The sequence below is a fragment of the Pseudomonas sp. ok266 genome (assembly GCF_900110195.1).
Taxonomy (GTDB): Bacteria; Pseudomonadota; Gammaproteobacteria; order Pseudomonadales; family Pseudomonadaceae; genus Aquipseudomonas; species Aquipseudomonas neuropathica.
The window spans coordinates 1-22,488 of sequence record NZ_FOCU01000018.1 but is presented as its reverse complement, the minus strand read 5'-3'; the positions used below and the strand labels follow the sequence as shown (position 1 = coordinate 22,488).

Here is a 22,488-nt window from a genome sequence, read left to right as displayed (position 1 = left end):
GAGAAGAGCATGTTGCAACGCCTGTTGTTCGGTTTGATCACTGTGGCCGGTTTGACCCTGGCCGGCTGCGCCCACAGCCCGCAACAACTGAGCCCGGAGCCAAAGCTGACCACTCAGCTGCCAGCGGTCGGCCGTGGCCAGCCAGTCGTCGTGCGTGTGGTTGACGGTCGTCCGTCGCCAACGTTGGGCACCCGTGGCGGCCTGTACCCGGAAACCAGCGCTATCACCGTGCAGCGCGAGCAGATCCTGCCGAAGTTGCAGGCTCAGGCTGAAGCCGCCGTGCGTCTGCTCGGCTTCACCCCGACCAACAACGCGCCAAATGCTCCGCAGTTGACCGTGACCCTGGCCGAGCTGAAATACCAGTCGCCGAAAGAAGGCATGTACGTGACCGAAGCGACCATTGGCGCAACCTTCCGCTCTGATGTGCAGAACGCCAACCGCCGTTATAGCGGCCGTTACGGCGCTTCGCTGGACCAGCGTTTCGGCATGGCGCCGAACCAGGAAACCAATACCAAACTGGTCAGCGATGTATTGAGCGATGCGCTGACGCGTCTGTTCAAGGATCCGACGGTGGGTCAGGTTCTGGCTGAGTAAGTTTTCGGCGGATGTGAAAAAGCCCGGGATCAGTGATGAGCCCGGGCTTTTTTGCGGGACTTGAAATCGTACCCCCTCACCCCAGCCCTCTCCCCCAGGGGGGCGAGGGGGAAAGGGAGCCGATCTGTGTTGTGCCTGGGATCTGCATTCATCTCGGAGTTTCAGGTCGATTTGCGTTGTTCTTGAGATCTACATTCACCTCGGACTTTCAGGTCGATGTACCTCGACAAAACAACTCGGTCGGTTCCCTCTCCCTCGGGGAGAGGGCTAGGGTGAGGGTGCTTTTGCTTTTTCAGGCCGCCTGAGAATAAAAGTCGAGCACGCTGACACCCGTCAGCAAATCAGTCTCAGGCAAATCCGCATGCTGATGCCCGCCCAGCGCGCAATACACCAGCCAATGGCGATCCTGAACATTGAAGGCAAGGCTGCCGACGAGACTTTGCTGTTCGTCGTAAGGCGTAATGAGGTACAGACGATCCTGATTTTCAGCGTGAAGCATGTCGCGTTCCATGTGCGTTTCGAGGCGCGCATCTTGGTGTATCCACATGACGAAGCCGTGACACAGGGCAGCCATCGGTCGATTGTCAGGTTATTTGTCGCAAAGGCTGGGGTTGAACGGGCAGGTTTGGTTAGAATCCGCGCCGCAGTCGTCGATCTGGCGTCTGCCACACCGGTTCAGATAGAGGTCTGTGATGTCGCTGCACTTGATGACGCTGTTTACCGCCCATCCCGCCAAGTTGATCAACTTGCTGGCGTTGTTGTTGGCGTTTCCGGGGAGTTGGCTGCTGCACGCCACTCGTCGCCGTGAACAACGTGCGATGGCCAGCATTGCCGCTCAGCGCCAGGCGCAACCGAATGCCGAACCAATCCTTGATTGGGCGACCTTGCGCATGAACCGGTTTTTCTATCGTTTTGGTTTTGCTTGCCTCGGGCTGGCCCTGATCGTCTCCTGGATCAGCACGCGCTATTAAAAGCAAAAGATCGCCGCCTTCGGCAGCTCCTACACGAATCCCCTGTAGGAGCTGCCGCAGGCGGCGATCTTTTGATCTTGCCGTTGCTTTACAACGGCAACCCAGCCTTGACCCGGTACTGATTACGCACCGGCGTCGCATATTGCAGCACCAGATACGGACGATGCTCCTCAGGGCACGCATCCAACCGTTCCTGCCACTCTTCCTGCGCCTTGGCCAGCTCATCCGCCGGGAACACCTCGGCAGCTTTCGGCACATTCAGCTGCGGATCGGCATCGGCCCACTGTGCATACGCCAGGTAATGCACCGGGAATAACCGGTAACCGCCGAGAATCTGCTTGTCCATCTCGATCGCCAATTGCTTGGTGTCTTCGAACAGCTCGGTAATCGGCGCGGCAAAGTTCACGTGCACCCGGCCCTTGTAGCCGGTGATGCCCTTGGCAATGCTCACATCATCCTCACCCGGCGCTTTCGCGTAAGTGCCGGTGGTGGCGCGGATGTACAGCTCGCGGGCCTTGGCCTGGTCGCAAGGGTCATATTCGTAGCTGATCGACACCGGGGTAACGTTCAGCGAGCGGATGACTTCGCCGAACGGCTCGTCCTTGCGGCTCATGTGGAACATCTTGAGGATCGCCGACTCGGTGCGGTCGTCGCCGTCCTTCGCCCGGCCTTCAGCCTGAGCGATCCAGATCGACGCGCAATCGTTGCGGATCGAGTGGTTGATGTACGCTGATAACAGTTGATAAGCGGCCATTTTCTCGCGACGGCCGGTGATCGAACGATGAACGATGAAACTCTTGTTCAGGCGCATCAGGTCGCTGACAAACGGCTTCTGCAGCAGGTTGTCGCCAATCGCAATGCGCGGCGTCGGCAGGCCGGCGTGGTACACGGCGTAGTTGACGAAGGCCGGGTCCATCACGATATCGCGGTGGTTGGCGATGAACAGATAGGCGCTGCCGGACTTGAATTGCTCGACACCGGTATAGGTCACGCCGTCGGTGGCGCGCTCGATGGTGTGGTCGACGTAGGACTCGACCTTGTCCTGCAACGTCGCCACCGACGTCACGTCGGCGAACTCACGACGCAGCCGATGGGCTATAAGTGGTTTGAGCATCCAGCCGAAGGCACCGGCAAAACGCGGGAAGCGGAAGTGGGTGAGGATATCTAGAAACGCCTTGTCGCCGAGCAGTCTTGCCAGTACCACAGGTACTTCGCTGTCGTCGTAAGGTCGGATGGCATCGAATTCGCCCATCATGCTCTCTTGTTGGAAACGGCTAGGGTAAGTAAAGGTTTTGATCGAAAACCCGCGGGGCACGGTCTGAAAAAGTAGCCAGACAAAAATAGCCCTGCAAATAGACCGGCGATTATACGCACAAGTCACTTGGGAGACCGCGATGCTGGAAACCGCTGAATACGAATGTCCTTATTGTGGGGAAACGGTCGAGACGACAGTGGACTTGTCCGGCGGCGATCAGACCTATATCGAGGACTGTCAGGTGTGTTGTCGGCCCATCACGTTCGTATTGCAGGTCCATGGAGAGGACTGGTTTCTGGAAGTCTTCAGCGAAAACGAGTGAGGGCCGCGTATGCAGCGAATCTACGAGCCGGAAAACCTGATGGAAGGCGAAATGCTCAAGGGCATGCTCGCCAGCGAAGGCATCGAGGCGCACTTGATTGGCCGTGATTTGCTCGGTGGTACGGGCGAATTGCCGATTTTCGGTTTACTGGGACTGTCCGTCGATAACGACCAGGCCGAATACGCCCGTGAGCTGATCACCGCGTACAATGCCGCGCTGCCGCTGCCCGGCGATGAACCGGAGAGCTTCCCCGGGACGCTGGTCTGTTAGGCTGGCCTTCGTTTTACTTCAGAGTCGTGTTGCCCCATGTGTGGACGTTATGCCCTGTTTCGCTGGAACCGCGACTTCGCGGCCCTGCCTGGTTTTCCCGCCGATCAGCAGGCGCAGTGGAACATTTCCCCCAATGATTCGGTGTTGATGCTGCGTGCCGGTGAAGATGGCCAGCGTAGCCTGGCCCGCGCCCGTTGGGGATTAACGCCGCCGTGGCTGACCGATCTGTCGAAAACACCGGCACATGCCCGTGCCGAAACGGTTGCCGAGCAGCCGATGTTCCGCGAAGCCTTGCGTCTGCGCCGCTGCCTGCTGCCGGCCAACGGTTTTTACGAATGGCGCGGGACGCAGCGCAAGCGGCCGTTCTGGCTGACGCCGGGGGAGGGTTCTTCGCTGTTTTTCGCGGCGATCTGGGAGGCGTATCCGGTGCAGGAACAGGTGTGGTTGAGTACGGCGGTGATTACTCAGCCGGCGTCGAGTCAGCGCCGGCCGTTGATTCTCGATGAGGCGGGGCAGGCGGCGTGGCTGGATCCGGAGACGCCGTTGCATGTGTTGCAGGGGTTGCTGGCCAGTGAACCGGCGGCGCTGCGTGAGCGGGTGTTGGCGAATCTGATCAATGATCCGAAACTCAATGGGCCGGAGTGTCTGACTCCGGGTTAAAGCATTTAGATCAAAAGCCCCTCTCCCAGAGGGAGAGGGGACCGACCGGGGGATATTGTCGTAATACACCGACTTGAACGCTCTGCTTTGAATCCATAATCGACTGGTTATTTCAGGTCGATGTATGACGGGAGACAACTCGGTCAGTCCCCTCTCCCTCTGGGAGAGGGTTAGGCGGGCGGCGTTCCGATGAGGGGCTTTTCGCTTTTCAGACCTTGAACTGATTGATCAGCCGCCGCTGCTGCTCGGCCAGCTTGGTCAAATCTGCACTCGCCGAACTCGACTCATCCGCGCCCCCCGCCACTTCATTGGCCACTTGCCCGATGTTGATCACATTGCGGTTGATGTCATCGGCCACCGCACTCTGCTCTTCCGCCGCACTGGCAATCTGCGTGTTCATGTCGTTGATCACCGAAACCGCCTGGGTGATCGTTTCCAGCGCTTCAGCCGCTTTCGCCGCATGCTGCACGCTTTCGTCAGTGCGGTTCTGACTGTCCTCCATGACCCGCACCACATCGCGGGTGCCTTGTTGCAGTTGCTGGATCATGGTCTGGATTTCTTCAGTGGCTTTCTGGGTTTTCTGCGCCAGATTGCGCACCTCGTCGGCGACCACGGCAAAACCACGACCCTGCTCGCCGGCACGCGCTGCTTCAATCGCCGCGTTCAGGGCCAGCAGGTTGGTCTGCTCGGCGATGCCGCGAATGGCGGTGAGAATGGCGTTGATGTTCTCGCTGTCCTTGGCCAGGGTCTGTACCACATCTACTGCCTTGCCGATTTCCAGCGCCAGCACGCCAATCGAATTGGACGTATCGCGGACAATCTGCATGCCCTGGCTGGCGGCCTGGTCGGCATGACTGGCCGCTTGTGCAGCCTGCGTCGCGTTACGCGCGACGTCCTGCGCGGTGGCGGTCATTTCCTGCACCGCCGTGGCGACCTGATCGATCTCGGCCATTTGTTTTTGAATGCCGATGTTGGTGCGAATGGCAATGTCGGCGGTGTGTTCCGAGGAATCGCTGACGCTCTGCACCGACGTCACCACCTGCGTGATCATCGCCTGCAGCTTGGCCAAAAAGGTATTGAAGCCCTTGGCGATCGAGCCCAATTCATCGCTGCGATCACTGCTCAAACGTCGGGTCAGATCACCTTCACCTTGAGCGATGTCATTGAGCATGGCGACCATTTGCTTCAGCGGTCTGGCGATGCCGTGGCCGACCAGCCAGATCACTAGCAGGCCGAGGCCGGCGATGAGCAGACCAACCATGGCCATGCCGAAGGTGTCGGACTTGCGTTGCGCATCGAGGTCGGCCTGCAGCTTTTGCAGATCCGCCATTACCGCGTTCAAAGGCAATTGCAGCATCAGTGTCCAGCGTGCGTCGGTCTGGCCGATGCCGAATGGCAGGTACAGTTCGATGCGACCCTTGTCCTTGTTGACCGAGTAAGTCACTTCGCCGCGTTTGAGATTGGCCATGTTGGCGGTCTGCTCAGCGTCGAGGATATCGCTGACTTTTTCACCGAATTTGCTCGGGTCTTTGGTGTAGGCGACGATCCGGCCGTTGCCGCCGATCAGGGCCATTTGCCCGGCGCCGCTGTAGAGCTTCTGGTTGGCGCCGAGGAGCATTTCCTGAATGAAGTTCACCGACAGGTCGGCGCCGACAATGCCCTGGAAGGCGCCGTTAAGCATGATCGGTTCGATAAAGGAGGCGAGCATGACGATCTTGTCGCCGACCTTGTACGGCGCCGGATCGATCACGCAGGCTTTCTTCGTTTCCTTCGAGCACAAGTAGTACTCGCTGGCGCGCACGCCGGTGGACAGGGTTTTCTGGTCGTCGACGTCGACCAGTTTGTCCAGGCCAAGGGTGCCGTCATCGTTGCGGAACCACCACGGCAGGAAGCGCCCGTTGGCGGCATCGATCCCGACCACGCTGGTGCCGATATAGGCCGCGTCGTTGTGATCGAGGGCGTTTTTCTCCCAGCCGATGTAGGTGCCGAGAATTTTCGGGTTCTTTTCGACGTTCTCTTTGATCAGGCTGATCAGTTGCTCGCGACTGACAGTGAGGCGCGGCTGACCATCTGCACCCGGCGTACCGAGCAGGGCGTTGACCCGCACCAGGCCACCGGCAATCAGCAGTGGCGCTTCGAGCTCGCGCTGGATCTGGCTGACCTGGGTTTGCGCCAGCGAGGTCAGGCGCTGTTCGATGACTTGCTCGAACTGCGCCTGGGTGCGCTGTTGCACCATCTCTTGCGTGCGCGCGCCGGAAAACAGCGCATACAGCACCAGCGCGGCGACCACGCTGAGGACGATGGCGCCGGCCAGGGCGGCGACGGAAAACTGGATCGACTTGAACTTCATGGGAGCTCCGCACGCAAGAGGACGTCTGCGCTGATGTATCGGCAGCGGGCATTGGGCCATGAGTGCGAGCCGGAGCAATTGAAAGCCAATGTCGCAAATGGATCAGTGCGCGACGCAGTTGCACGGGACTTGGCGGTCGCTGTGAATTTTTTGCGACAGCTCTGGTGGGAAACGTCTGAAAGTCGCTGCAACACGTCCGTTGTATCTGGCGTCGATACAATTACCCGCCTAGGATACGCGCAGGTTTTCAGGGAGCTTTTGAATGAACAAGACATTGGTTGTAAGTGCACTGAGCGCAGCGCTGTTGCTGGCCGGTTGTCAGTCGGTCAACACCACCAGCGGCGGTGCCGTGGGTGTGGAGCGCAAGCAGTACATGTTCAGCATGCTGTCCTCGCAAGAGGTCGACCAGATGTATGCGCAGTCGTATCAGAAGACCGTCGGCGAGGCGTCCAGCAAAGGTGTGCTGGACAAGACCAGTCCCGAGGCCAAGCGGGTTCAGGCGATTGCCAACCGTCTGATCGCCCAGGCGCCGAACTTCCGTCCGGATGCGGCGCAATGGCAGTGGGAAGTCAATCTGATCAAGAGCGATGAGCTCAACGCCAACTGCGGGCCTGGCGGCAAGATCATTTTCTACACCGGGCTGATCGACAGCCTGAAACTCACCGACGATGAAATCGCCGCCGTTATGGGCCATGAAATCGCCCACGCCTTGCGCGAGCACGGTCGTGAAGCGATGTCCAAGGCGTACGGGATTGAAATGGCCAAACAGGGCGCGGGTGCGTTGCTCGGCCTGGGGCAGGACAGTCTGGCGCTGGCTGATACCGTGGCCAACTACGGGATGACGCTGCCGAACAGCCGCGCCAACGAAAACGAAGCCGACCTGATTGGTCTGGAACTGGCCGCACGCGCCGGGTACAACCCGAACGCCGCGATCACTTTGTGGAACAAAATGAGCAAAGCGTCGGAAGGTTCGCCGCCGGAGTTCATGAGCACTCACCCGGCTTCGACCAGCCGGATTGCCTCGTTGCAGGCGGCAATTCCGAAGGTCATGCCGTTGTACGAAAAAGCTCCTAAATCCTGAGTCAGTGATCGTTCCCACGCTCTGCGTGGGAATGCCTCAAGGGACGCTCCGCGTTCCAAGCGGGACGCAGAGCGTCCCCGGCTGCATTCCCACGCAGAGCGTGGGAACGATCCTTCACTGAGGATTAAACCCAGCCACTGCTCTGCATCGCCTTGTACACCGCAACAATCGCCAGAATCATGAATGCCGAAGCCGCAAGGCGACGGATCAAGGTCAATGGCAGTTTGTCTGCGGCGAAATTACCTGCCAGCACCACCGGCACGTTGGCAATCAACATGCCCGCCGTCGTACCGATAATCACCAGCCACAGTTCCGGATATTGCGCGGCGAGCATCACCGTCGCGACCTGAGTCTTGTCACCCATTTCTGCGAGGAAAAACGCAATCAGCGTGGTCAAGAACGGCCCGAACTTGCGTGCGGTGCTGGTTTCATCGTCATCCATTTTGTCCGGAACCAGTGTCCACAGCGCCGTGGCCGTAAAGCTTGCGGCGAGAATCCAGTGCAGCGTGGCATTCGAGAAGAAGCTGCCAAACCAGGCGCCGACCGCACCGGCTGCTGCGTGGTTGGCCAGGGTCGCGGCGACAATACCGGCAATGATCGGCCAGGGTTTGCGGAAGCGAGCGGCGAGAATCAGCGCGAGCAGTTGCGTCTTGTCGCCGATTTCGGCCAAGGCAACGATTGCGGTGGGAACGAGTAACGAGTCCAGCATCAGGATTTCCTAAGGGGCGGGTCGACACGGCTATGACACGTACAGCCTTCCCGCCCCGGGTAAGGTGTGCGTGTCATAGGTCTTGTCAAACCCTGCGATCCGTCTGCTGCGGACGCTTGGGTCGCATACGCCATGATCTGAGGATCAAGTATGTTGACGTATGCCGGACGAGCTTGGCGCTCGTGGGAGACTACTCCCCTAGGACGGAGCGGATTCTGCCTTCGCAAATCCGATTGAGCAAGAACAAATTTTCAGCCGCGCTTGGCCCGGTAGATGCGGAAACCATTGCCTTCGGCCTTGATTGCACAGACGCCCAGATGCTCTTCGATCAGCGGTTGATACTTGAGGAAGCTGTTCGCCACCAAGCGCAGTTCGCCGCCATTTTTCAGATGTTTGGCCGCTTTTCGCAGCAAGTTCTCGGTTGCGAAATAATCGGTGTGCACGCCGACATGGAAAGGTGGATTGCTCAGAATCGCACTCAAACCCATCGGCGCGGCATCGATACCGTCGCCAGTCAGCACTTCAGCTTCCAGACCGTTGGCCGCCAATGTCAGGCGGCTGCTGGCGGCGGCGAAGGCATCGACATCGAGCAGGGTCACCTGATTGTGCGGGTAGCGACGCTTGACCGCAGCGCCCAGAACCCCGGCACCGCAGCCGAAGTCGAGCAGATGGCCGCTCGGCAGTTTGTCCAGATGCTCCAGCAGCAGGGCACTGCCGCGATCCAGGCGACCGTGGCTGAACACGCCCGGCAGGCTGATAACTTTCAGCGGACCCTCGGCCAAAGGCAATTCATAGGTCTGCGCCAGGCTTTCCAGGGATTTCACTTCAGGGGCGTTGGCCACGGTGACTTGCCAGAGCTGGCAGTGCCGCGCGCTGTCGAGTTTGCGCGGCTTGCCGAACGGGTTGAGCTGCTTGGATGCGCCTTCGATGCCGCTGCGCTTTTCCCCGACCAGAAATACTTCACGCCCGGCCAGACGCGAGGCCACGGCATTGAGGATGTAATCGGTCAGGTCTTTGGACTTGGGCAGGAACACCACGGCGCTGTCGAACTCGCGCTCGGGAATGTTCACGCCGAAATGGCTGCGCCCTTCGAAACGGGCATCCAGTGCGGCCTGGTCGCCGGCATGCCAGCACCAGCCGAATGCGTTGGGCAGGCGTCCGAGCAAATCATCGGCGGGCAAACCGGCCAACAACAACGAACCTTGAAACAACTCGGGCTGACGAAGCAGTACTTCACTGCGCGGATCCATAACTGCTCCTCAAAAAAAAGTGCCGCAGTTTATCAACTGACGACCCGCAGCGCCTTACCGCTGAAGAACGCCTGAGCGTTTTCGGTCAATTGGCCGACGATGCGCTGCCGAGCCTCGCGGCTGCCCCAGGCGTTGTGTGGCGTAACGATCAGGCGTGGGATGTCCGCCGCGAGCAACGGATTGCCTTGGGTCGGCGGCTCGACGCTCAAAACATCGGTAGCCGCGCCGCCGAGGTGGCCATTGCGCAAGGCATCGGCCAGCGCCTGTTCATCGATCAGACCGCCACGCGCGGTGTTGACCACGAAGGCGCCGGGCTTCATCGACGCCAACTCGCGAGCACCGATGAAGTGGCGGGTGTGCTCGTTGAGCGGGCAGTGCAGGGTGAGGGCGTCGATTTGCGGCAGCAATTCATCCATCGGCAAACGATCCGGGCGAGCTGGGCGCCCGGGAATCTGCCCGAGCAACACGCGCATGCCGAACGCTTCGGCCAGCCGCGCTACCGCGCCACCGAGTTCGCCATGTCCAAGCAGGCCGAGGGTTTTGCCTTCCAGCTCGACAATCGGGTAGTCGAGCAGACAGAACTGTTTGGCCTGCTGCCAGCGGCCTTCGCCAACGGCTTTCTGATAATCGGCCAGACGCGTGGCGAGGTTGAGCAGCAGCATGATCGTGTGCTGCGCCACCGACGGCGTGCCGTAACCCTGACAGTTGCACACGGTGATGCCGTGAGCGCGGGCGGCCGCAAGGTCGACGTTGTTGGTGCCGGTGGCGGTGATCAGGATCAGCCTCAGGTCGGGGTTGGCGGCCATGGCGGCGGCGTCGATCAGGATCTTGTTGGTGATCGCTACGGTGGCGCCTTGCAGGCGTTCGGCGACTTGCCCGGGCAACGTTTGGGCGAACAGCTGCAGATCGCTGAAACACTCGCGCAACGGACTAAGGTCGAGGTCGCCGAGATCCAGCGAAGGGTGATCAAGGAATACCGCGCGGTGCGTGTTCGTCATCAACTGTACCTTTCGTGCTGTGAGCGTAGGGCGTAATCTGCCGAGCCTACCAGATGAAACAAATTGATACGCTTGGCCGAAAGGAGCCCCCATGTACTGGACCGAGTTCTTGACCGTTGCACTGATCCATTTGCTGGCTGTCGCCAGCCCCGGCCCGGACTTTGCGGTGGTGGTGCGCGAGAGCGTGACCCACGGTCGTCGCGCCGGTACCTGGACCGCATTGGGCGTGGGCACGGCGATTTTCCTGCACGTTGGTTATTCGCTGCTCGGTATCGGCCTGATCGTGTCGCAATCGATCGTGTTGTTCAACGCGTTGAAATGGGCGGCGGCGGCTTACTTGCTGTACATCGGCTTCAAGGCATTGCGCGCGCAACCCGCGAAAGCCGTGGCCGATGACTTGCACAAAGAGGCCGGCGTACGCACGGCTCGCGGCGCGTTCACGTCGGGCTTCGTGACCAATGGTCTGAATCCGAAAGCCACGCTGTTCTTCCTGTCGCTGTTCACCGTGGTGATCAACCCGCACACGCCACTGGCGGTGCAGGCCGGTTACGGGATTTACCTGGCGGTCGCGACTGCGTTTTGGTTCTGTCTGGTGGCGATGTTGTTCAGTCAGCAGCGGGTGCGTGCCGGTTTCGCCCGCATGGGCCACTGGTTCGACCGCACCATGGGCGCGGTGCTGATCGCTCTCGGCGTGAAAATCGCGTTCACCGAGATGCACTGATCTCAGAACCGCGACTTGAACCTGTGGGAGCGAGCCTGCTCGCGAAGGCGTTGGATCAGTCGACATTATTGGTGGCTGAAAGAGCGCTTTCGCGAGCAGGCTCGCTCCCACAGGGCCTTACACCAGTTCGCTGAGTTTGCTCAGATTGTTGAGGTAGTCGCGGGGATTCTCTCCCAGCAAACGGCGAAACATCGCGCTGAACGCCCGCGCGCTGCCGTAACCCAAGTCCTGCGCCACACGCTGCACGCTGTCCCCGGCGAGCAGGCGCGGCAGGGCTTCCATCAGGCGCAGTTGCTGGCGCCAGGCGTTGAAACTCATCTGCACTTGTTGCTGAAACAGCCGCGCCAGCGTGCGTGAGCTGGCGCCGACCTGCTGCGCCCAGTCTTCCAGCGTATTGGTGTGATCGGGGGTGTGCAGCAGTGCCAGACAGATATTTTGCAGACGCCGGTCGGTTGGCATCGGAATGTGCAGCGGCAGGTTTTCCAGACCGGCGAGTTCTTCCAGCATCAACTGCTGAATCAGCGGATTGTCGGCATGCGGCGGCCCTTGCACGGCACGCAGGATCAGCTCGCGCAGCAGCGGCGTCACCGCCAATACGCAGCACTGTTGCAGGCTGGCGGGTGACAGTTCTGGCGCGATGAACAGCGAGCGCATCTGCACGTCGCCGCTCATGAAAATCTCGTGCGCCACTTCTGGCGGAATCCACACCGCGCGACTAGGCGGAATCACCCATGCACCCGAGTCCGTGACCACGCGCATGATCCCGCTGACCGCATACAACAACTGCGCCTCGCGATGCAGGTGCAGCGGCTGGTGCGCGCCATCCAGATAATCCCGGGGGTAGGCGCTCACCGGGCCGTGTTCGAAATGGCTGATCAACATGTCTGATTCGATGACTTGTCTGGCAGGAATGCGCTTTGTGGCCAACTTAGCATAGCGCCACACAACAACGTAAAGCGTGCCGCCATGAATCAATCCAGAAACGTCATTCGCTATATCAACGCCGCCCATGTGATCGATCACATGTTCATGCTGATATTTCCCGCCGCCGTGCTCGGTATGACGCAGGCCTTCGGTCTCGACTACGCCACGCTGATCGGCCTGTCACTGGGCGGCTTCATTGCCTTCGGCGCGTGTTCGCTACCCGCTGGTTGGCTGGGCGATCACTGGAGTCGGCGGCAGATGATGCTGGTGTTTTTCTTCGGCATCGGCGCTTCAGCGATTTTCACTGGCCTGAGCAGCAGCCCGGCCATGCTGGTGATCGGTCTGACCCTGATCGGTATTTTTGCGGCGATTTATCACCCGGTCGGCACGGCGATGTTGGTCGCTTATGCTCAAAATCGCGGCCGGGAAATCGGCATCAACGGTATGTGGGGCAATCTGGGTGTGGCGTTTTCGGCGCTGATCACGGGCTTGCTGGTGGCGCAATTCGGCTGGCGCTCGGCGTTTCTGATACCGGGCGCAGTGGCGATTGTGCTGGGGGTTGGCTTCGCCTTGCACGTGCGTGAAGAGCCGATTCCGAAGCGTGCGCACACGCCACTCAAGGGGGCCGCTGGCCAGCGTATTTCCATGCTCATGGTGTTCGGCGTGCTGGCGCTGGCGACGGCCACTGGCGGCGTGGTGTTCAACGCCACCACCATGACCTATCCGAAGCTGTTTCAGGAGCGTTTGCATGAGCTGTTTGCCTCGCCGCAAACCCTTGGAGTGGTGGTCTGTCTGGCCTATGCCTTTGGTGCGGTTGCGCAGTTGAGCATTGGTCGGGTGTTGCATCGACTCAGCCTGAAATGGCCGTTCATTGTCCTGACGCTGTGCCAGGCACCGCTGCTGTTTGCGCTGGCCTATGCCGACGGCTGGGCCGTGATCGCCTTCGGCGCAGCGTTCATGTTCGTGGTGTTTGGTCAGGTCACCGTCAACGATGCGATGGTCGCCAACTTCGTCGCCCCGCAATGGCAATCACGGGTGTTCGCTCTGCGTTACTGTTTATCGTTCGGTGCCAGTGCGGCGGCGATTCCGCTGATTTCCTATGTCGAACCGCGCCATGGTTTTGTAGGCCTGTACTTGATTCTTGCGGGTTTCGGCGCTTTGACCTTCCTTGCAGCAGTCGTATTCCCACGGACGCCTTCCGAGGAGGCTGTAGGGCAAACAGCCTGATAAATAGCGAAAACCGGCAAATGCTGGCGCAAAGCTAGCATTTGTACGGCTTTGCAAATCATTCCTTTGGCTGATTTGGCTGGCGTATAAGGGTTCTAGAGTACCAATCTCTACGCCAACACCGTGCAGTCAGAAAAGGGATTCTTATGTTGCAGACTCGCGTCATTCCCCCGGCCGATGGGGCCTACCAGTATCCATTGCTGATCAAACGGCTGCTGATGTCCGGCGCCCGTTACGAGAAAACCCGCGAGATCATCTACCGTGACCAGTTGCGCTATAGCTACCCGACCTTGATCGAGCGCGTGGCGCGGTTGGCCAATGTGCTGACTGCCGCCGGTGTGAAGGCCGGTGACACCGTGGCGGTGATGGACTGGGACAGCCATCGTTACCTGGAATGCATGTTTGCGATTCCGATGATTGGCGCGGTGATTCATACCATCAACGTGCGCCTGTCGCCGGAACAGATCCTCTACACCATGAACCACGCCGAGGACCGCTTTGTGCTGGTCAACAGCGAGTTCGTCGGTCTTTACCAGGCAATCGCACCGCACCTGAGCACGGTCGAGAAAACCCTGCTGCTGACTGATTTGCCGGAAAAAACCGCCGACCTGCCGAATCTGGTCGGCGAGTACGAACAACTGCTGGCCGCCGCGAGCCCGCAGTACGACTTTCAGGACTTCGACGAAAACTCGGTCGCCACCACGTTCTACACCACCGGCACCACGGGCAATCCGAAAGGCGTGTATTTCACCCATCGGCAACTGGTGCTGCACACCATGGGCGTGTCGACGATCATGGGTTCGATCGACAGCGTGCGCCTGCTCGGCACCAACGACGTGTACATGCCGATCACACCGATGTTCCATGTACACGCCTGGGGCCTGCCGTACGTGGCGACCATGCTTGGCCTCAAACAGGTTTATCCGGGGCGCTACGATCCGGAGTTTCTGGTGGAGTTGTGGCGCAAGGAGAAGGTTACCTTCTCCCACTGCGTGCCGACCATCCTGCAAATGCTGCTCAACGCCAAAGGCGCGCAAGGCACCGATTTCGGCGGCTGGAAAATTGTCATCGGCGGCAGCGCGCTCAATCGCACCTTGTATGAAACCGCCAAGGCGCGGGGCATTCAGCTCACCGCTGCGTACGGCATGTCGGAAACCGGGCCGCTTGTATCCTGTGCGCACCTCAATGATGAGTTGATGGCCGGCACTGAAGACGAGCGCACCACCTACCGGATCAAGGCCGGTGTGCCGGGGCCGCTGGTGGAAGCGGCGATTGTCGATGCCGAGGGTCACTTTCTCCCGGCCGACGGCGAGACCCAGGGCGAACTGGTGCTGCGTGCGCCATGGCTCACCGAAGGCTATTTCAACGAACCGCAGAAGGGCGCCGAGCTCTGGGCTGGCGGCTGGTTGCATACCGGTGACGTCGCCACGCTCGACAGCATGGGCGTGATCGACATCCGCGACCGCATCAAAGATGTGATCAAGACCGGCGGCGAGTGGATCTCTTCGCTGGATCTCGAAGACCTGATCAGCCGTCACGTTGCGGTACGCGAAGTAGCAGTGGTGGGCATCGCCGATCCGCAGTGGGGCGAGCGCCCGTTTGCCTTGCTGGTGATCCGCGAAGGGCACGTGATCGGGGCACGCGAACTCAAGGAACACCTCAAACCGTTCGTGGAATTGGGCCACCTGAGCAAGTGGGCGATTCCGAGTCAGATCGCCCTTGTTACCGAAATTCCCAAGACCAGTGTCGGCAAGCTCGACAAGAAGCGCATCCGCCTCGACATCACCGAATGGCAGGCCAACAACAGCACCTTCCTCTCGACACTTTGAGTGTCTGCTGGCGCGCCGAAACCGGCGCGCCAGACCCACCAAGCAAGCGCTTGGCTTGTGAAATCGAAAAAATCAGCCATCCTTGCCGTGCCGACATGCGTCGGACTGGCGAAAGGACTGTTCCAGAGTGGTTGGCAGCTGCAAATCACACTTTAGAGGGATCAAGCAGTACCACCTGCTGGCTATAGTCCGCTCAAGGATTTTTAAGAACGGGGCACACGCACAAAACGGGGCGATGCATCTTTGGAGTGATTTCGGGTTGTCTCTGGCACCCGGTCCTTCAGGCGTTTTTAAAAGTACTCACTGCCATAACAATAATGCACATGGAGTAGCGTCGATGACCTCAGTAAACCAGTTCTGGCGCCGGGCGAAACTGCCTCTGGCGGTCAGTCTTGCCTCTTCGCTCGCCGGGCCCGCATTCGGCGTCAGTTTCAACGTCGGTGAAATCGAGGGCCAGTTCGACTCTTCCCTGTCGATCGGTGCCAGTTGGTCTACCCAGAGCCCGAACAAGAACCTCATCGGCGTCAACAACGGCGGCCATGGTCTGTCGCAGACTTCTGACGATGGCCACGCCAACTTCAAGAGCGGCGAAACCTTTTCGAAGATCTTCAAGGGCATCCATGACCTTGAACTGAAATACGGCGACACCGGCGTGTTTGTCCGTGGCAAATACTGGTACGACTTCGAACTCAAGGACGAAAGCCGCGAGTTCAAGGACATCAGCGATTCGGGCCGTAAAGAGGGCGCCAAGTCGTCCGGCGGGCAGATCCTCGACGCCTTCGTCTACCACAACTACGCGATCGCCGATCAGCCAGGTTCCGTGCGTCTGGGCAAGCAGGTGGTGAGCTGGGGTGAAAGTACCTTCATCGGTGGCGGCATCAACTCGATCAACCCGATCGACGTTTCCGCGTTCCGTCGTCCGGGCGCCGAGATCAAGGAAGGCCTGATCCCGGTCAACATGTTCTACGTGTCCCAGAGCCTCACCGAAAACCTTTCGGCCGAAGCGTTCTATCAGCTGGAATGGGACCAGACCGTCGTCGATAACTGCGGCACGTTCTTCTCGCAGCCAGACATCGTTGCCGACGGTTGCAACGACAACCTGCGCGTGCTGAACAAGCGTTCGCAAATCCCGGCCATCGCCCTGGGGCCGTTGGCGGCCAACGGTGTCAACGTCAACGAAGAAGGCGTTCTGGTGCGCCGTGGTCCGGACCGCGATGCCCGTGACAGCGGCCAGTGGGGTGCGTCCTTCAAGTACATGTACGAACCGCTGGACACCGAGTTCGGCGCCTACTTCATGAACTACCACAGCCGTGCGCCGATCTTCAGCGCCACCGGTGCTCCGCAATCGGTCTACAACACCGCGCGCGCGCTGCCGGGGCCGTTTGCGGCACTTGCACCGTTGCTGGTCGCGGGTAACTCGAACTACTTCATTGAATACCCTGAAGACATTCGCCTCTACGGTCTGAGCTTCTCCACCACCCTGCCTACCGGTACGGCGTGGAGCGGTGAGATCAGCTACCGGCCGAACGCGCCGGTACAACTGAACTCCACCGACATTCTGTTCGCCGGTGTGCGTCCGATCGGCGGGGCACTGACCAACGCTTCGATCCTCAATGGCGTGCCGGGTCAGGACCTGCACGGTTACGAGCGTAAGGAAATCACCCAGATCCAGACCACGTTCACGCACTTCTTCGATCAGGTCATGGGCGCCAGCCGTCTGACCCTCGTCGGCGAAGTCGGCGCGACCTACGTCGGTGGGCTGGAAAGCCGTTCCGACAAGCGCTATGGCCGCGATCCGGTATACGGCCCGGGTGAGTTGCCGGCCACTGGCGGTGTGAATACCTGCGCCAATATTCTCAACGCCAGCACCATCAATGGTGCCGGGCCGGGTTCACCGCAGAACAACCGCAGCCGCAATTGCGACAACGACGGCTTTACCACCTCGATGTCGTGGGGCTACCGCGGTCGCGCCATCTGGGAATACAACGACGTCTTCGCCGGTGTGAACCTCAAGCCGAACGTGGCCTGGTCCCACGACGTCAGCGGTTACTCGCCAGGCCCTGGCGGCAACTTCGAGGAAGGTCGCAAAGCGGTCAGCCTGGGCGTCGATGCCGAGTACCAGAACACCTACACCGCGAGCCTGGCGTACACCAACTTCTTCGACGGCAAGTACACCACTGTGGATGACCGCGACTTTGTTGCGCTCAGCTTCGGCGTGAACTTCTAAGCACTGCATTTCAGGACGAACGAATTTATGAAAATAACAAAGAGTCTGTTCCACGCCGGTGTTCTGGGCCTGTCGCTGCTGGCGACCGGCGTCATGGCCGCCGTGCCTGCTGCCGAAGCCGACAAACTGGGCAAGAGTCTGACGCCGATGGGCGCGGAAATGGCCGGTAACGCCGACGGTTCGATCCCGGCGTGGAAGCCGCTGCCGAAGAATGCCGGCAGCGTCGACGCGCGTGGCTTCCTGTCCAACCCTTACGCCAGTGAGCAACCGCTGTTTACCATCACCGCCAAGGATGTCGACAAGTACAAGGACAAGCTGGCGCCGGGCCAATACGCGATGTTCAAGCGTTATCCGGACACCTTCAAGATGCCGGTTTACCCGTCCCATCGCGGTGCGACCGTGCCAGATGACGTGTTCGCCGCGATCAAGAAAAACGCCACCACCACCAACCTGGTGTCCGGCGGCAACGGTCTGGAGAACTTCGAAACGGCCGTGCCGTTCCCGATTCCGAAGAGCGGTGTGGAAGTCATCTGGAACCACATCACCCGCTATCGCGGTGGCAGCGTGACTCGTCTGGTGACCCAGGCCACGCCGCAACCGAACGGCTCGTACAGCCTGGTGTACTTCCAGGATCAGTTCGTGTTCCGCGACAAGATGAAGGACTACGACCCGAAAAACCCGGGCAACATCCTGTTCTACTTCAAGCAGAAAGTGACCGCGCCGGCACGTCTGGCCGGTGGTGTGCTGCTGGTGCACGAAACTCTCGATCAGGTCAAAGAACCACGTTCGGCGTGGGTCTATAACGCCGGCCAGCGTCGTGTGCGTCGTGCGCCACAAGTGTCCTATGACGGTCCGGGTACTGCGGCGGATGGCCTGCGTACCTCCGACAACCTCGACATGTTCAACGGTGCTCCGGATCGCTACGACTGGAAGCTCGAAGGCAAGAAAGAGATGTACATCGCCTCCGACAGCTACAAGCTCGACGATCCGAAACTGAAGTACGCCGACATCATCAAGGCCGGTCACATCAACCAGGATCTGGCACGTTACGAGCTGCGCCGCGTCTGGCATGTGGTTGCCACCCTGAAAGAAGGTCAGCGTCACATCTACGCCAAACGTGACTTCTACATCGACGAAGACACCTGGCAAGCCGCCGTGATCGATCACTACGACGGTCGTGGCCAACTGTGGCGCGTCGCCGAAGCGCATGCCGAGAACTACTACGACAAGCAAGTGCCGTGGTATGCCCTGGAAACCCTCTACGACCTGCAGTCCGGCCGCTATCTTGCACTGGGCATGAAGAACGAAGAGAAGAGTGCGTATGACTTCGGTTTCACCGCCACCACCAGCGACTTCACCCCGGCTGCACTGCGTCAGGATGGTGTTCGCTAAACCGCTGTAAAACCGAGGCCGCATCCTCGTGAAAACGCCCCGACTGGTTCGGGGCGTTTTTTTGCGTGTAGCCTTTTTGTAGCCATTTGTAGCAGCAACCTTCATAACCGGTTCGTTTAAGGCTAGTCTGCGGACATCTGCAACGCCGCCAACAGCAATTCGAACAAGAGCCGGCCATGACTGATCTGTCCCCACTTCCGGGTCCCGCAAGCGTTGCCATCGCGGCACTGGACGGGCGTTTTTTCCGCCCGCCGCTGCCCGACGGCTACGTCTTGCGACCACGCCTTTGCGAGCGCCTGCAGGCCGGGCTCGGTGGGCGTCTGTTGCTGGTCAGTGCTCCCGCCGGGTTTGGCAAGAGCTCGCTGGCGGTGGAGTTCTGTCAGAGTCTGCCGGCACACTGGCAAAGCCTTTGGCTGGGCCTGAGTCCTCGCGACAGCGACCCGGGGCGCTTTCTCGAACGTCTGCTCGAAGGCTTGCAGGACTACTTTCCGCAACTGGGCAGTCGCGCACTCGGCCTGCTGAAAATGCGCCAACGCCATCAGCCCTTTGCCTTCGAAGAATGGCTCGACGGCTTGCTCGATGAACTGACCCTGCACCTCGATCCCGGCGCGCCACTGCTGTTGGTGCTCGACGATTACCATCTTGCGCAAGGCCCGGTGCTCGATCGCTGCCTGCAGTTTTTCCTCAACCATTTGCCCGATGGCTTGCTGGTCATGGTCACCAGTCGCCAGCGCCCGGACTGGCATCTGGCGCGCTTGCGTCTGTCACGGCAGTTGCTGGAGTTACATGAAGCGGATCTGCGCCTGACTCACGACGAAGCCCTGACTTTGCTCGATCGCCACAGCAGTTCGCTGCGCGGTGAAGCGCTGGAAAACCTGATCCAGCGCAGCGAAGGCTGGGTCGCCGGTTTGCGGTTCTGGCTGCTCGCGGTGTCTGAGGCCGGCAGCGATGCGGCGCTACCGAAGGCGTTGAACGGTGGGGAAGGGCTGATCCGCGACTATCTGCTGGAAGAGGTCATCGATTGCCTGCCGGCCGAGGTGCAAGCCTTTCTGTACGACACCGCCCGCCAGGAACGCTTTTGCAGCGAGTTGTGCGACGCCGTTCGCGAAGCCCACGACAGCGCCGAGATCCTGCGTTTCCTGTTGGCCCATCAGGTCTTTCTGGTGCCGCTGGACGAGCACGGTCACTGGTATCGTTATCACCATTTATTTTCGGATTTGTTGCGCAGTCGGCCGATTGCTCAGGCGATGGTGCCGACTGCAACGCTGCACCTGCGTGCCTGTCGCTGGTTCAACGCACAAGGGCTGCTGGATGAAGCCGTGGAGCAGGCGTTGCGTGCCGGTCACCTGGATGTCGCGGCAAATCTGGTACAGAACCTCTCGGAGGAGCAACTGCTGGCCGAGCAAAACGTCGGCATGTTGCTGCGCTGGAAAATGGACCTGCCAGACAGCCTGTTGATCAGCACGCCGCGCTTGATCGTGCTGTACAGCTGGGCGCTGGGGCTGGCCTGTCAGCTGGATGCCGCCGAGGAGTTGTCCAGTCACCTGAGCCGCTTCCTGCCGGCGCCTTCCGCTACTGCGCAAAAGTCGATGCTGGCGCAATGGCTGGCGTTGAGCGGGATCATCGCTCGAGGGCGTGGGCATCGTGAGCTGACGATCAGATATTGCACCGAGGCCCTGGAAAGCCTGCCGGCCAAACGTTATGGCCAACGGCTGATGTGTCTATCGACCTTGTCCAATCTGGCCATTGCCGATGGCGATCTGTGGCGCGCACGCGGTCTTAACCGCGAATCCCTGGAGCTGGCGCAGCGGGTCGGCAATCCGTTGTTCGAAGCTTTGGCCCATTACGACCGTGCACGGGTGTTGCAATCGCGTGGCGAAATCCTGCGCGCACTCGATGAAGTCCATCAGGGCCTGGGGCGACTGCGTGGTTTGTCGCCACAACGTCTGTACGCGGTGCGCGCTCGGCTGACGTTGTATGAGGGTTTTCTGTTGGCCATGCGCTTGCAGCCTCAGGCGGCACGCGTGCGGTTGTTGGCCGGGATCAGCGAGGCACGAGCCTGTCGCGATATCAGCGTATTGATCGGCCATTGTGTCATCGCTCGTCTGGACGGCAGCAGTGGCGAATTCGCCAAGGCTTTTGCCGAACTCGCCGAAGCCGAACGCCTGATGCACATCTGGGACGTGCCGCCGATCTATTATCTGGCGATGATCACTCTGGTCAAATGTGAACTGTGGCTGGCGCAGGGTCGCACCGATCTGGCCGAGGCATGGCTGGCGCGGTTGGGCCAGACCTACACCGGCGAACGCGCCGCTGCGCCGCCGGAGTTCCATCCACAACTGCCGCTGCATGTGGAACTGCAACAGGCTTTGCTCGACCTGAATCAGGGCCAACCGATGCTCGCCGAAGGGCGTTTGAACGTCTTGCATGAAAACGGCCAGCAAACCGGCCGGCAGTTGCTTAGTGTGATGGCGTTGACGCAGAAGGTGGCGCTATTGCTGGCAGGCGGTCGAGAGACAGAAGCCCGCAAGGCATTGGGTCAGGCTCTGGAAGCGGCGGCGGGGGGGGTATTGCAACCGTTCGATAGCTTGGTGAACGGACACGCGGACTGGTTGCGTGGGCATTTGCAAGCCTCTGCGACATTGTCAGGGCAACAATTGCTGGCGCATTTTCCGCCTGTAGCGGCGCGTCCAGTCGTCGATCATGGGGGCACTGAGCAGCTCAGCAGCAGGGAGTTGTCGGTGTTACGCCTGATCGCTCAAGGCTGTTCGAATCAGCAAATCAGCGAACAATTGTTCATCTCGTTGCATACAGTGAAAACCCATGCCAGCCATATCAACAGCAAGCTGGGGGTGGAGCGGCGTACGCAGGCAGTGGCGCGGGCGAAGGAATTGGGGGTCTTGACCTAGTCCTCGGCAATATTGACACCAACAGAAACGCCCCGAATCCTCGGGGCGTTTCTGTTGGTTGTCCGACCTGCGGGCAGGTTGGAGCTGAGGTTACATCAGGCCACCAGATCGTTGGCGCTGAAGCTGTTCACACCCACCAGCTGGATTTCGAAGTCCGCACCGGCGTTGCCGCTGACATTCCCCGACAGTACATGGTCGATGAAGCGCAGTTGACCGGCACCGGTGAAGTCGGCCGCACCGATGAAAGAGAAGCCGTTGAAGCCGTCGCTTAACAGGTTGGCATCAAACTTCGTCAAATCAATCTTGTCACCTTGCGCACTGTTGAAGTCGGAGATGACGTCGCGCAGATTGCCAATTCCCGTTTCGCTCCAGGCATTGAATACAAACGTGTCTGCACCTGAACCCCCAGTTAGCGTATCGGTGCCCTGACCGCCGATGAGAGTGTCAGCACCGGCTCCGCCGTTGAGCAAATTGTTGCCGTCATTGCCAGACAACGTGTTGTTCAGGGCGTTGCCGATGCCATTCAGGTTGCTGCTGCCGGTCAGTACCAGATTTTCCAGGTTGTCTCCCAGCGTCCAGTTCACCGACGAACGTACGGTGTCGATTTCGCCAGCCAGAGTACTGGTTTCGATGATGGTGTCGCCGGCGTTGTCGACGATATAGGTATCGTTACCCAGACCGCCGAGCATGGTGTCAGCGCCAGCTTTACCATCAAGTGTGTTGTTGCCGTCATTGCCGGTCATGCGGTTGTTGAGTTCGTTGCCGGTGGCATTGAGGGCAGAGCCGATGAGCAGAACGT

19 protein-coding genes, 2 pseudogenes and 1 riboswitch are annotated in these 22,488 nt (G+C 59.9%); of the genes and pseudogenes, 12 read left to right on the top strand and 9 right to left on the bottom strand.

Going from position 1 to position 22,488, the window contains the following annotated elements; genetic code table 11:
* Positions 1–9: 9 nt before the first annotated feature.
* A complete protein-coding gene (locus BMY54_RS27630) occupies positions 10–594 on the top strand; it encodes a YajG family lipoprotein (protein WP_007912832.1) in 585 nt (194 codons plus the stop codon).
* 292 nt (positions 595–886) lie between these two features.
* Here BMY54_RS27630 and BMY54_RS27625 read toward each other — a convergent pair whose 3' ends face one another.
* A complete protein-coding gene (locus BMY54_RS27625; RefSeq protein WP_008083982.1) occupies positions 887–1,093 on the bottom strand; it encodes a hypothetical protein in 207 nt (68 codons plus the stop codon).
* Positions 1,094–1,286: 193 nt separating this feature from the next.
* On the opposite strand from BMY54_RS27625, the gene BMY54_RS27620 reads away from it, so the two are divergent.
* Positions 1,287–1,565, top strand: coding sequence for a hypothetical protein (locus BMY54_RS27620; protein ID WP_093441332.1), 279 nt, complete (start codon positions 1,287–1,289; stop codon positions 1,563–1,565).
* An 88-nt stretch (positions 1,566–1,653) separates the two neighbouring features.
* Here the strand turns inward: BMY54_RS27620 and BMY54_RS27615 are convergent, their stop codons facing one another.
* Positions 1,654–2,817, bottom strand: a complete 1,164-nt coding sequence (locus tag BMY54_RS27615) for a 1-acyl-sn-glycerol-3-phosphate acyltransferase (RefSeq protein WP_175559676.1) — start codon at positions 2,815–2,817, stop codon at positions 1,654–1,656.
* A 142-nt stretch (positions 2,818–2,959) separates the two neighbouring features.
* On the opposite strand from BMY54_RS27615, the gene BMY54_RS27610 reads away from it, so the two are divergent.
* The 3 genes from BMY54_RS27610 to BMY54_RS27600 are packed head-to-tail and all read left to right on the top strand — an operon-like array spanning position 2,960 to position 4,072.
* Positions 2,960–3,142: a CPXCG motif-containing cysteine-rich protein gene (locus tag BMY54_RS27610; protein WP_093441321.1), complete on the top strand. Its 183-nt coding sequence runs from the start codon at positions 2,960–2,962 to the stop codon at positions 3,140–3,142.
* 9 nt (positions 3,143–3,151) lie between these two features.
* Positions 3,152–3,412, top strand: a complete 261-nt coding sequence (locus BMY54_RS27605; protein ID WP_007912819.1) for a putative signal transducing protein — start codon at positions 3,152–3,154, stop codon at positions 3,410–3,412.
* Between the two features lie 36 nt (positions 3,413–3,448).
* On the top strand, positions 3,449–4,072 hold the full coding sequence (locus tag BMY54_RS27600; RefSeq protein ID WP_093441316.1) for an SOS response-associated peptidase: 624 nt from the start codon (positions 3,449–3,451) through the stop codon (positions 4,070–4,072).
* Positions 4,073–4,280: 208 nt separating this feature from the next.
* Here BMY54_RS27600 and BMY54_RS31425 read toward each other — a convergent pair whose 3' ends face one another.
* A complete protein-coding gene (locus BMY54_RS31425; RefSeq protein WP_371748317.1) occupies positions 4,281–5,024 on the bottom strand; it encodes a methyl-accepting chemotaxis protein in 744 nt (247 codons plus the stop codon).
* A gap of 111 nt (positions 5,025–5,135) precedes the next feature.
* A pseudogene (locus BMY54_RS31420) lies at positions 5,136–5,333 on the bottom strand (HAMP domain-containing protein); the annotation flags it as partial.
* Between the two features lie 1,351 nt (positions 5,334–6,684).
* Between BMY54_RS31420 and BMY54_RS27590 the strand changes: the two are divergent.
* Positions 6,685–7,503, top strand: a complete 819-nt coding sequence (locus BMY54_RS27590) for a M48 family metallopeptidase (RefSeq protein WP_093441307.1) — start codon at positions 6,685–6,687, stop codon at positions 7,501–7,503.
* A gap of 124 nt (positions 7,504–7,627) precedes the next feature.
* Here BMY54_RS27590 and BMY54_RS27585 read toward each other — a convergent pair whose 3' ends face one another.
* From BMY54_RS27585 to BMY54_RS27575, 3 genes are all read right to left on the bottom strand, one after another.
* Positions 7,628–8,212 carry a TMEM165/GDT1 family protein gene (locus tag BMY54_RS27585; protein ID WP_077574495.1) on the bottom strand — a complete coding sequence of 195 codons (585 nt, stop codon included), beginning with the start codon at positions 8,210–8,212 and terminating at the stop codon, positions 7,628–7,630.
* Positions 8,213–8,300: 88 nt separating this feature from the next.
* Positions 8,301–8,423: riboswitch (yybP-ykoY riboswitch) on the bottom strand.
* A gap of 40 nt (positions 8,424–8,463) precedes the next feature.
* The gene (locus BMY54_RS27580; protein ID WP_093441302.1) at positions 8,464–9,462 is read right to left on the bottom strand and encodes a class I SAM-dependent methyltransferase; all 999 of its coding nucleotides are present in this window, start codon (positions 9,460–9,462) and stop codon (positions 8,464–8,466) included.
* Positions 9,463–9,494: 32 nt separating this feature from the next.
* Positions 9,495–10,460: a 2-hydroxyacid dehydrogenase gene (locus BMY54_RS27575; RefSeq protein WP_093441298.1), complete on the bottom strand. Its 966-nt coding sequence runs from the start codon at positions 10,458–10,460 to the stop codon at positions 9,495–9,497.
* Positions 10,461–10,551: 91 nt separating this feature from the next.
* Here BMY54_RS27575 and BMY54_RS27570 point away from each other — a divergent pair, with 91 nt between their 5' ends.
* Positions 10,552–11,181 (top strand): LysE family translocator, encoded by a 630-nt coding sequence (locus tag BMY54_RS27570; RefSeq protein WP_093441294.1) that lies wholly within the window; start codon positions 10,552–10,554, stop codon positions 11,179–11,181.
* A gap of 117 nt (positions 11,182–11,298) precedes the next feature.
* Here BMY54_RS27570 and BMY54_RS27565 read toward each other — a convergent pair whose 3' ends face one another.
* A complete protein-coding gene (locus BMY54_RS27565; protein WP_093441289.1) occupies positions 11,299–12,063 on the bottom strand; it encodes an AraC family transcriptional regulator in 765 nt (254 codons plus the stop codon).
* A gap of 84 nt (positions 12,064–12,147) precedes the next feature.
* On the opposite strand from BMY54_RS27565, the gene BMY54_RS27560 reads away from it, so the two are divergent.
* From BMY54_RS27560 to BMY54_RS27540, 5 genes are all read left to right on the top strand, one after another.
* Positions 12,148–13,332: an MFS transporter gene (locus BMY54_RS27560; RefSeq protein ID WP_093441284.1), complete on the top strand. Its 1,185-nt coding sequence runs from the start codon at positions 12,148–12,150 to the stop codon at positions 13,330–13,332.
* A 146-nt stretch (positions 13,333–13,478) separates the two neighbouring features.
* On the top strand, positions 13,479–15,161 hold the full coding sequence (locus BMY54_RS27555; RefSeq protein ID WP_093441279.1) for a fatty acid--CoA ligase: 1,683 nt from the start codon (positions 13,479–13,481) through the stop codon (positions 15,159–15,161).
* Between the two features lie 337 nt (positions 15,162–15,498).
* The gene (locus tag BMY54_RS27550; RefSeq protein WP_016985157.1) at positions 15,499–17,388 is read left to right on the top strand and encodes a DUF1302 domain-containing protein; all 1,890 of its coding nucleotides are present in this window, start codon (positions 15,499–15,501) and stop codon (positions 17,386–17,388) included.
* 27 nt (positions 17,389–17,415) lie between these two features.
* The gene (locus tag BMY54_RS27545) at positions 17,416–18,780 is read left to right on the top strand and encodes a DUF1329 domain-containing protein (protein WP_093441275.1); all 1,365 of its coding nucleotides are present in this window, start codon (positions 17,416–17,418) and stop codon (positions 18,778–18,780) included.
* Positions 18,781–18,956: 176 nt separating this feature from the next.
* Positions 18,957–21,689, top strand: a complete 2,733-nt coding sequence (locus BMY54_RS27540) for a winged helix-turn-helix domain-containing protein (RefSeq protein WP_093441269.1) — start codon at positions 18,957–18,959, stop codon at positions 21,687–21,689.
* 95 nt (positions 21,690–21,784) lie between these two features.
* Here BMY54_RS27540 and BMY54_RS27535 read toward each other — a convergent pair.
* A pseudogene (locus tag BMY54_RS27535) lies at positions 21,785–22,488 on the bottom strand (calcium-binding protein); the annotation flags it as partial.

Bases quoted from the DNA above. Each gene is read 5' to 3' on its own strand.
- BMY54_RS31425 (WP_371748317.1), bottom strand. From the start codon at position 5,024: ATGGCCGAGATCGATCAGGTCGCCACGGCGGTGCAGGAAATGACCGCC.
- BMY54_RS27610 (WP_093441321.1), top strand. From the start codon at position 2,960: ATGCTGGAAACCGCTGAATACGAATGTCCTTATTGTGGGGAAACGGTC.
- BMY54_RS27590 (WP_093441307.1), top strand. From the start codon at position 6,685: ATGAACAAGACATTGGTTGTAAGTGCACTGAGCGCAGCGCTGTTGCTG.
- BMY54_RS27580 (WP_093441302.1), bottom strand. From the start codon at position 9,462: ATGGATCCGCGCAGTGAAGTACTGCTTCGTCAGCCCGAGTTGTTTCAA.
- BMY54_RS27625 (WP_008083982.1), bottom strand. From the start codon at position 1,093: ATGCTTCACGCTGAAAATCAGGATCGTCTGTACCTCATTACGCCTTAC.
- BMY54_RS27605 (WP_007912819.1), top strand. From the start codon at position 3,152: ATGCAGCGAATCTACGAGCCGGAAAACCTGATGGAAGGCGAAATGCTC.
- BMY54_RS27585 (WP_077574495.1), bottom strand. From the start codon at position 8,212: ATGCTGGACTCGTTACTCGTTCCCACCGCAATCGTTGCCTTGGCCGAA.
- BMY54_RS27545 (WP_093441275.1), top strand. From the start codon at position 17,416: ATGAAAATAACAAAGAGTCTGTTCCACGCCGGTGTTCTGGGCCTGTCG.
- BMY54_RS27540 (WP_093441269.1), top strand. From the start codon at position 18,957: ATGACTGATCTGTCCCCACTTCCGGGTCCCGCAAGCGTTGCCATCGCG.
- BMY54_RS27560 (WP_093441284.1), top strand. From the start codon at position 12,148: ATGAATCAATCCAGAAACGTCATTCGCTATATCAACGCCGCCCATGTG.
- BMY54_RS27600 (WP_093441316.1), top strand. From the start codon at position 3,449: ATGTGTGGACGTTATGCCCTGTTTCGCTGGAACCGCGACTTCGCGGCC.
- BMY54_RS27620 (WP_093441332.1), top strand. From the start codon at position 1,287: ATGTCGCTGCACTTGATGACGCTGTTTACCGCCCATCCCGCCAAGTTG.
- BMY54_RS27570 (WP_093441294.1), top strand. From the start codon at position 10,552: ATGTACTGGACCGAGTTCTTGACCGTTGCACTGATCCATTTGCTGGCT.
- BMY54_RS27565 (WP_093441289.1), bottom strand. From the start codon at position 12,063: ATGTTGATCAGCCATTTCGAACACGGCCCGGTGAGCGCCTACCCCCGG.
- BMY54_RS27575 (WP_093441298.1), bottom strand. From the start codon at position 10,460: ATGACGAACACGCACCGCGCGGTATTCCTTGATCACCCTTCGCTGGAT.
- BMY54_RS27555 (WP_093441279.1), top strand. From the start codon at position 13,479: ATGTTGCAGACTCGCGTCATTCCCCCGGCCGATGGGGCCTACCAGTAT.
- BMY54_RS27550 (WP_016985157.1), top strand. From the start codon at position 15,499: ATGACCTCAGTAAACCAGTTCTGGCGCCGGGCGAAACTGCCTCTGGCG.
- BMY54_RS27630 (WP_007912832.1), top strand. From the start codon at position 10: ATGTTGCAACGCCTGTTGTTCGGTTTGATCACTGTGGCCGGTTTGACC.
- BMY54_RS27615 (WP_175559676.1), bottom strand. From the start codon at position 2,817: ATGGGCGAATTCGATGCCATCCGACCTTACGACGACAGCGAAGTACCT.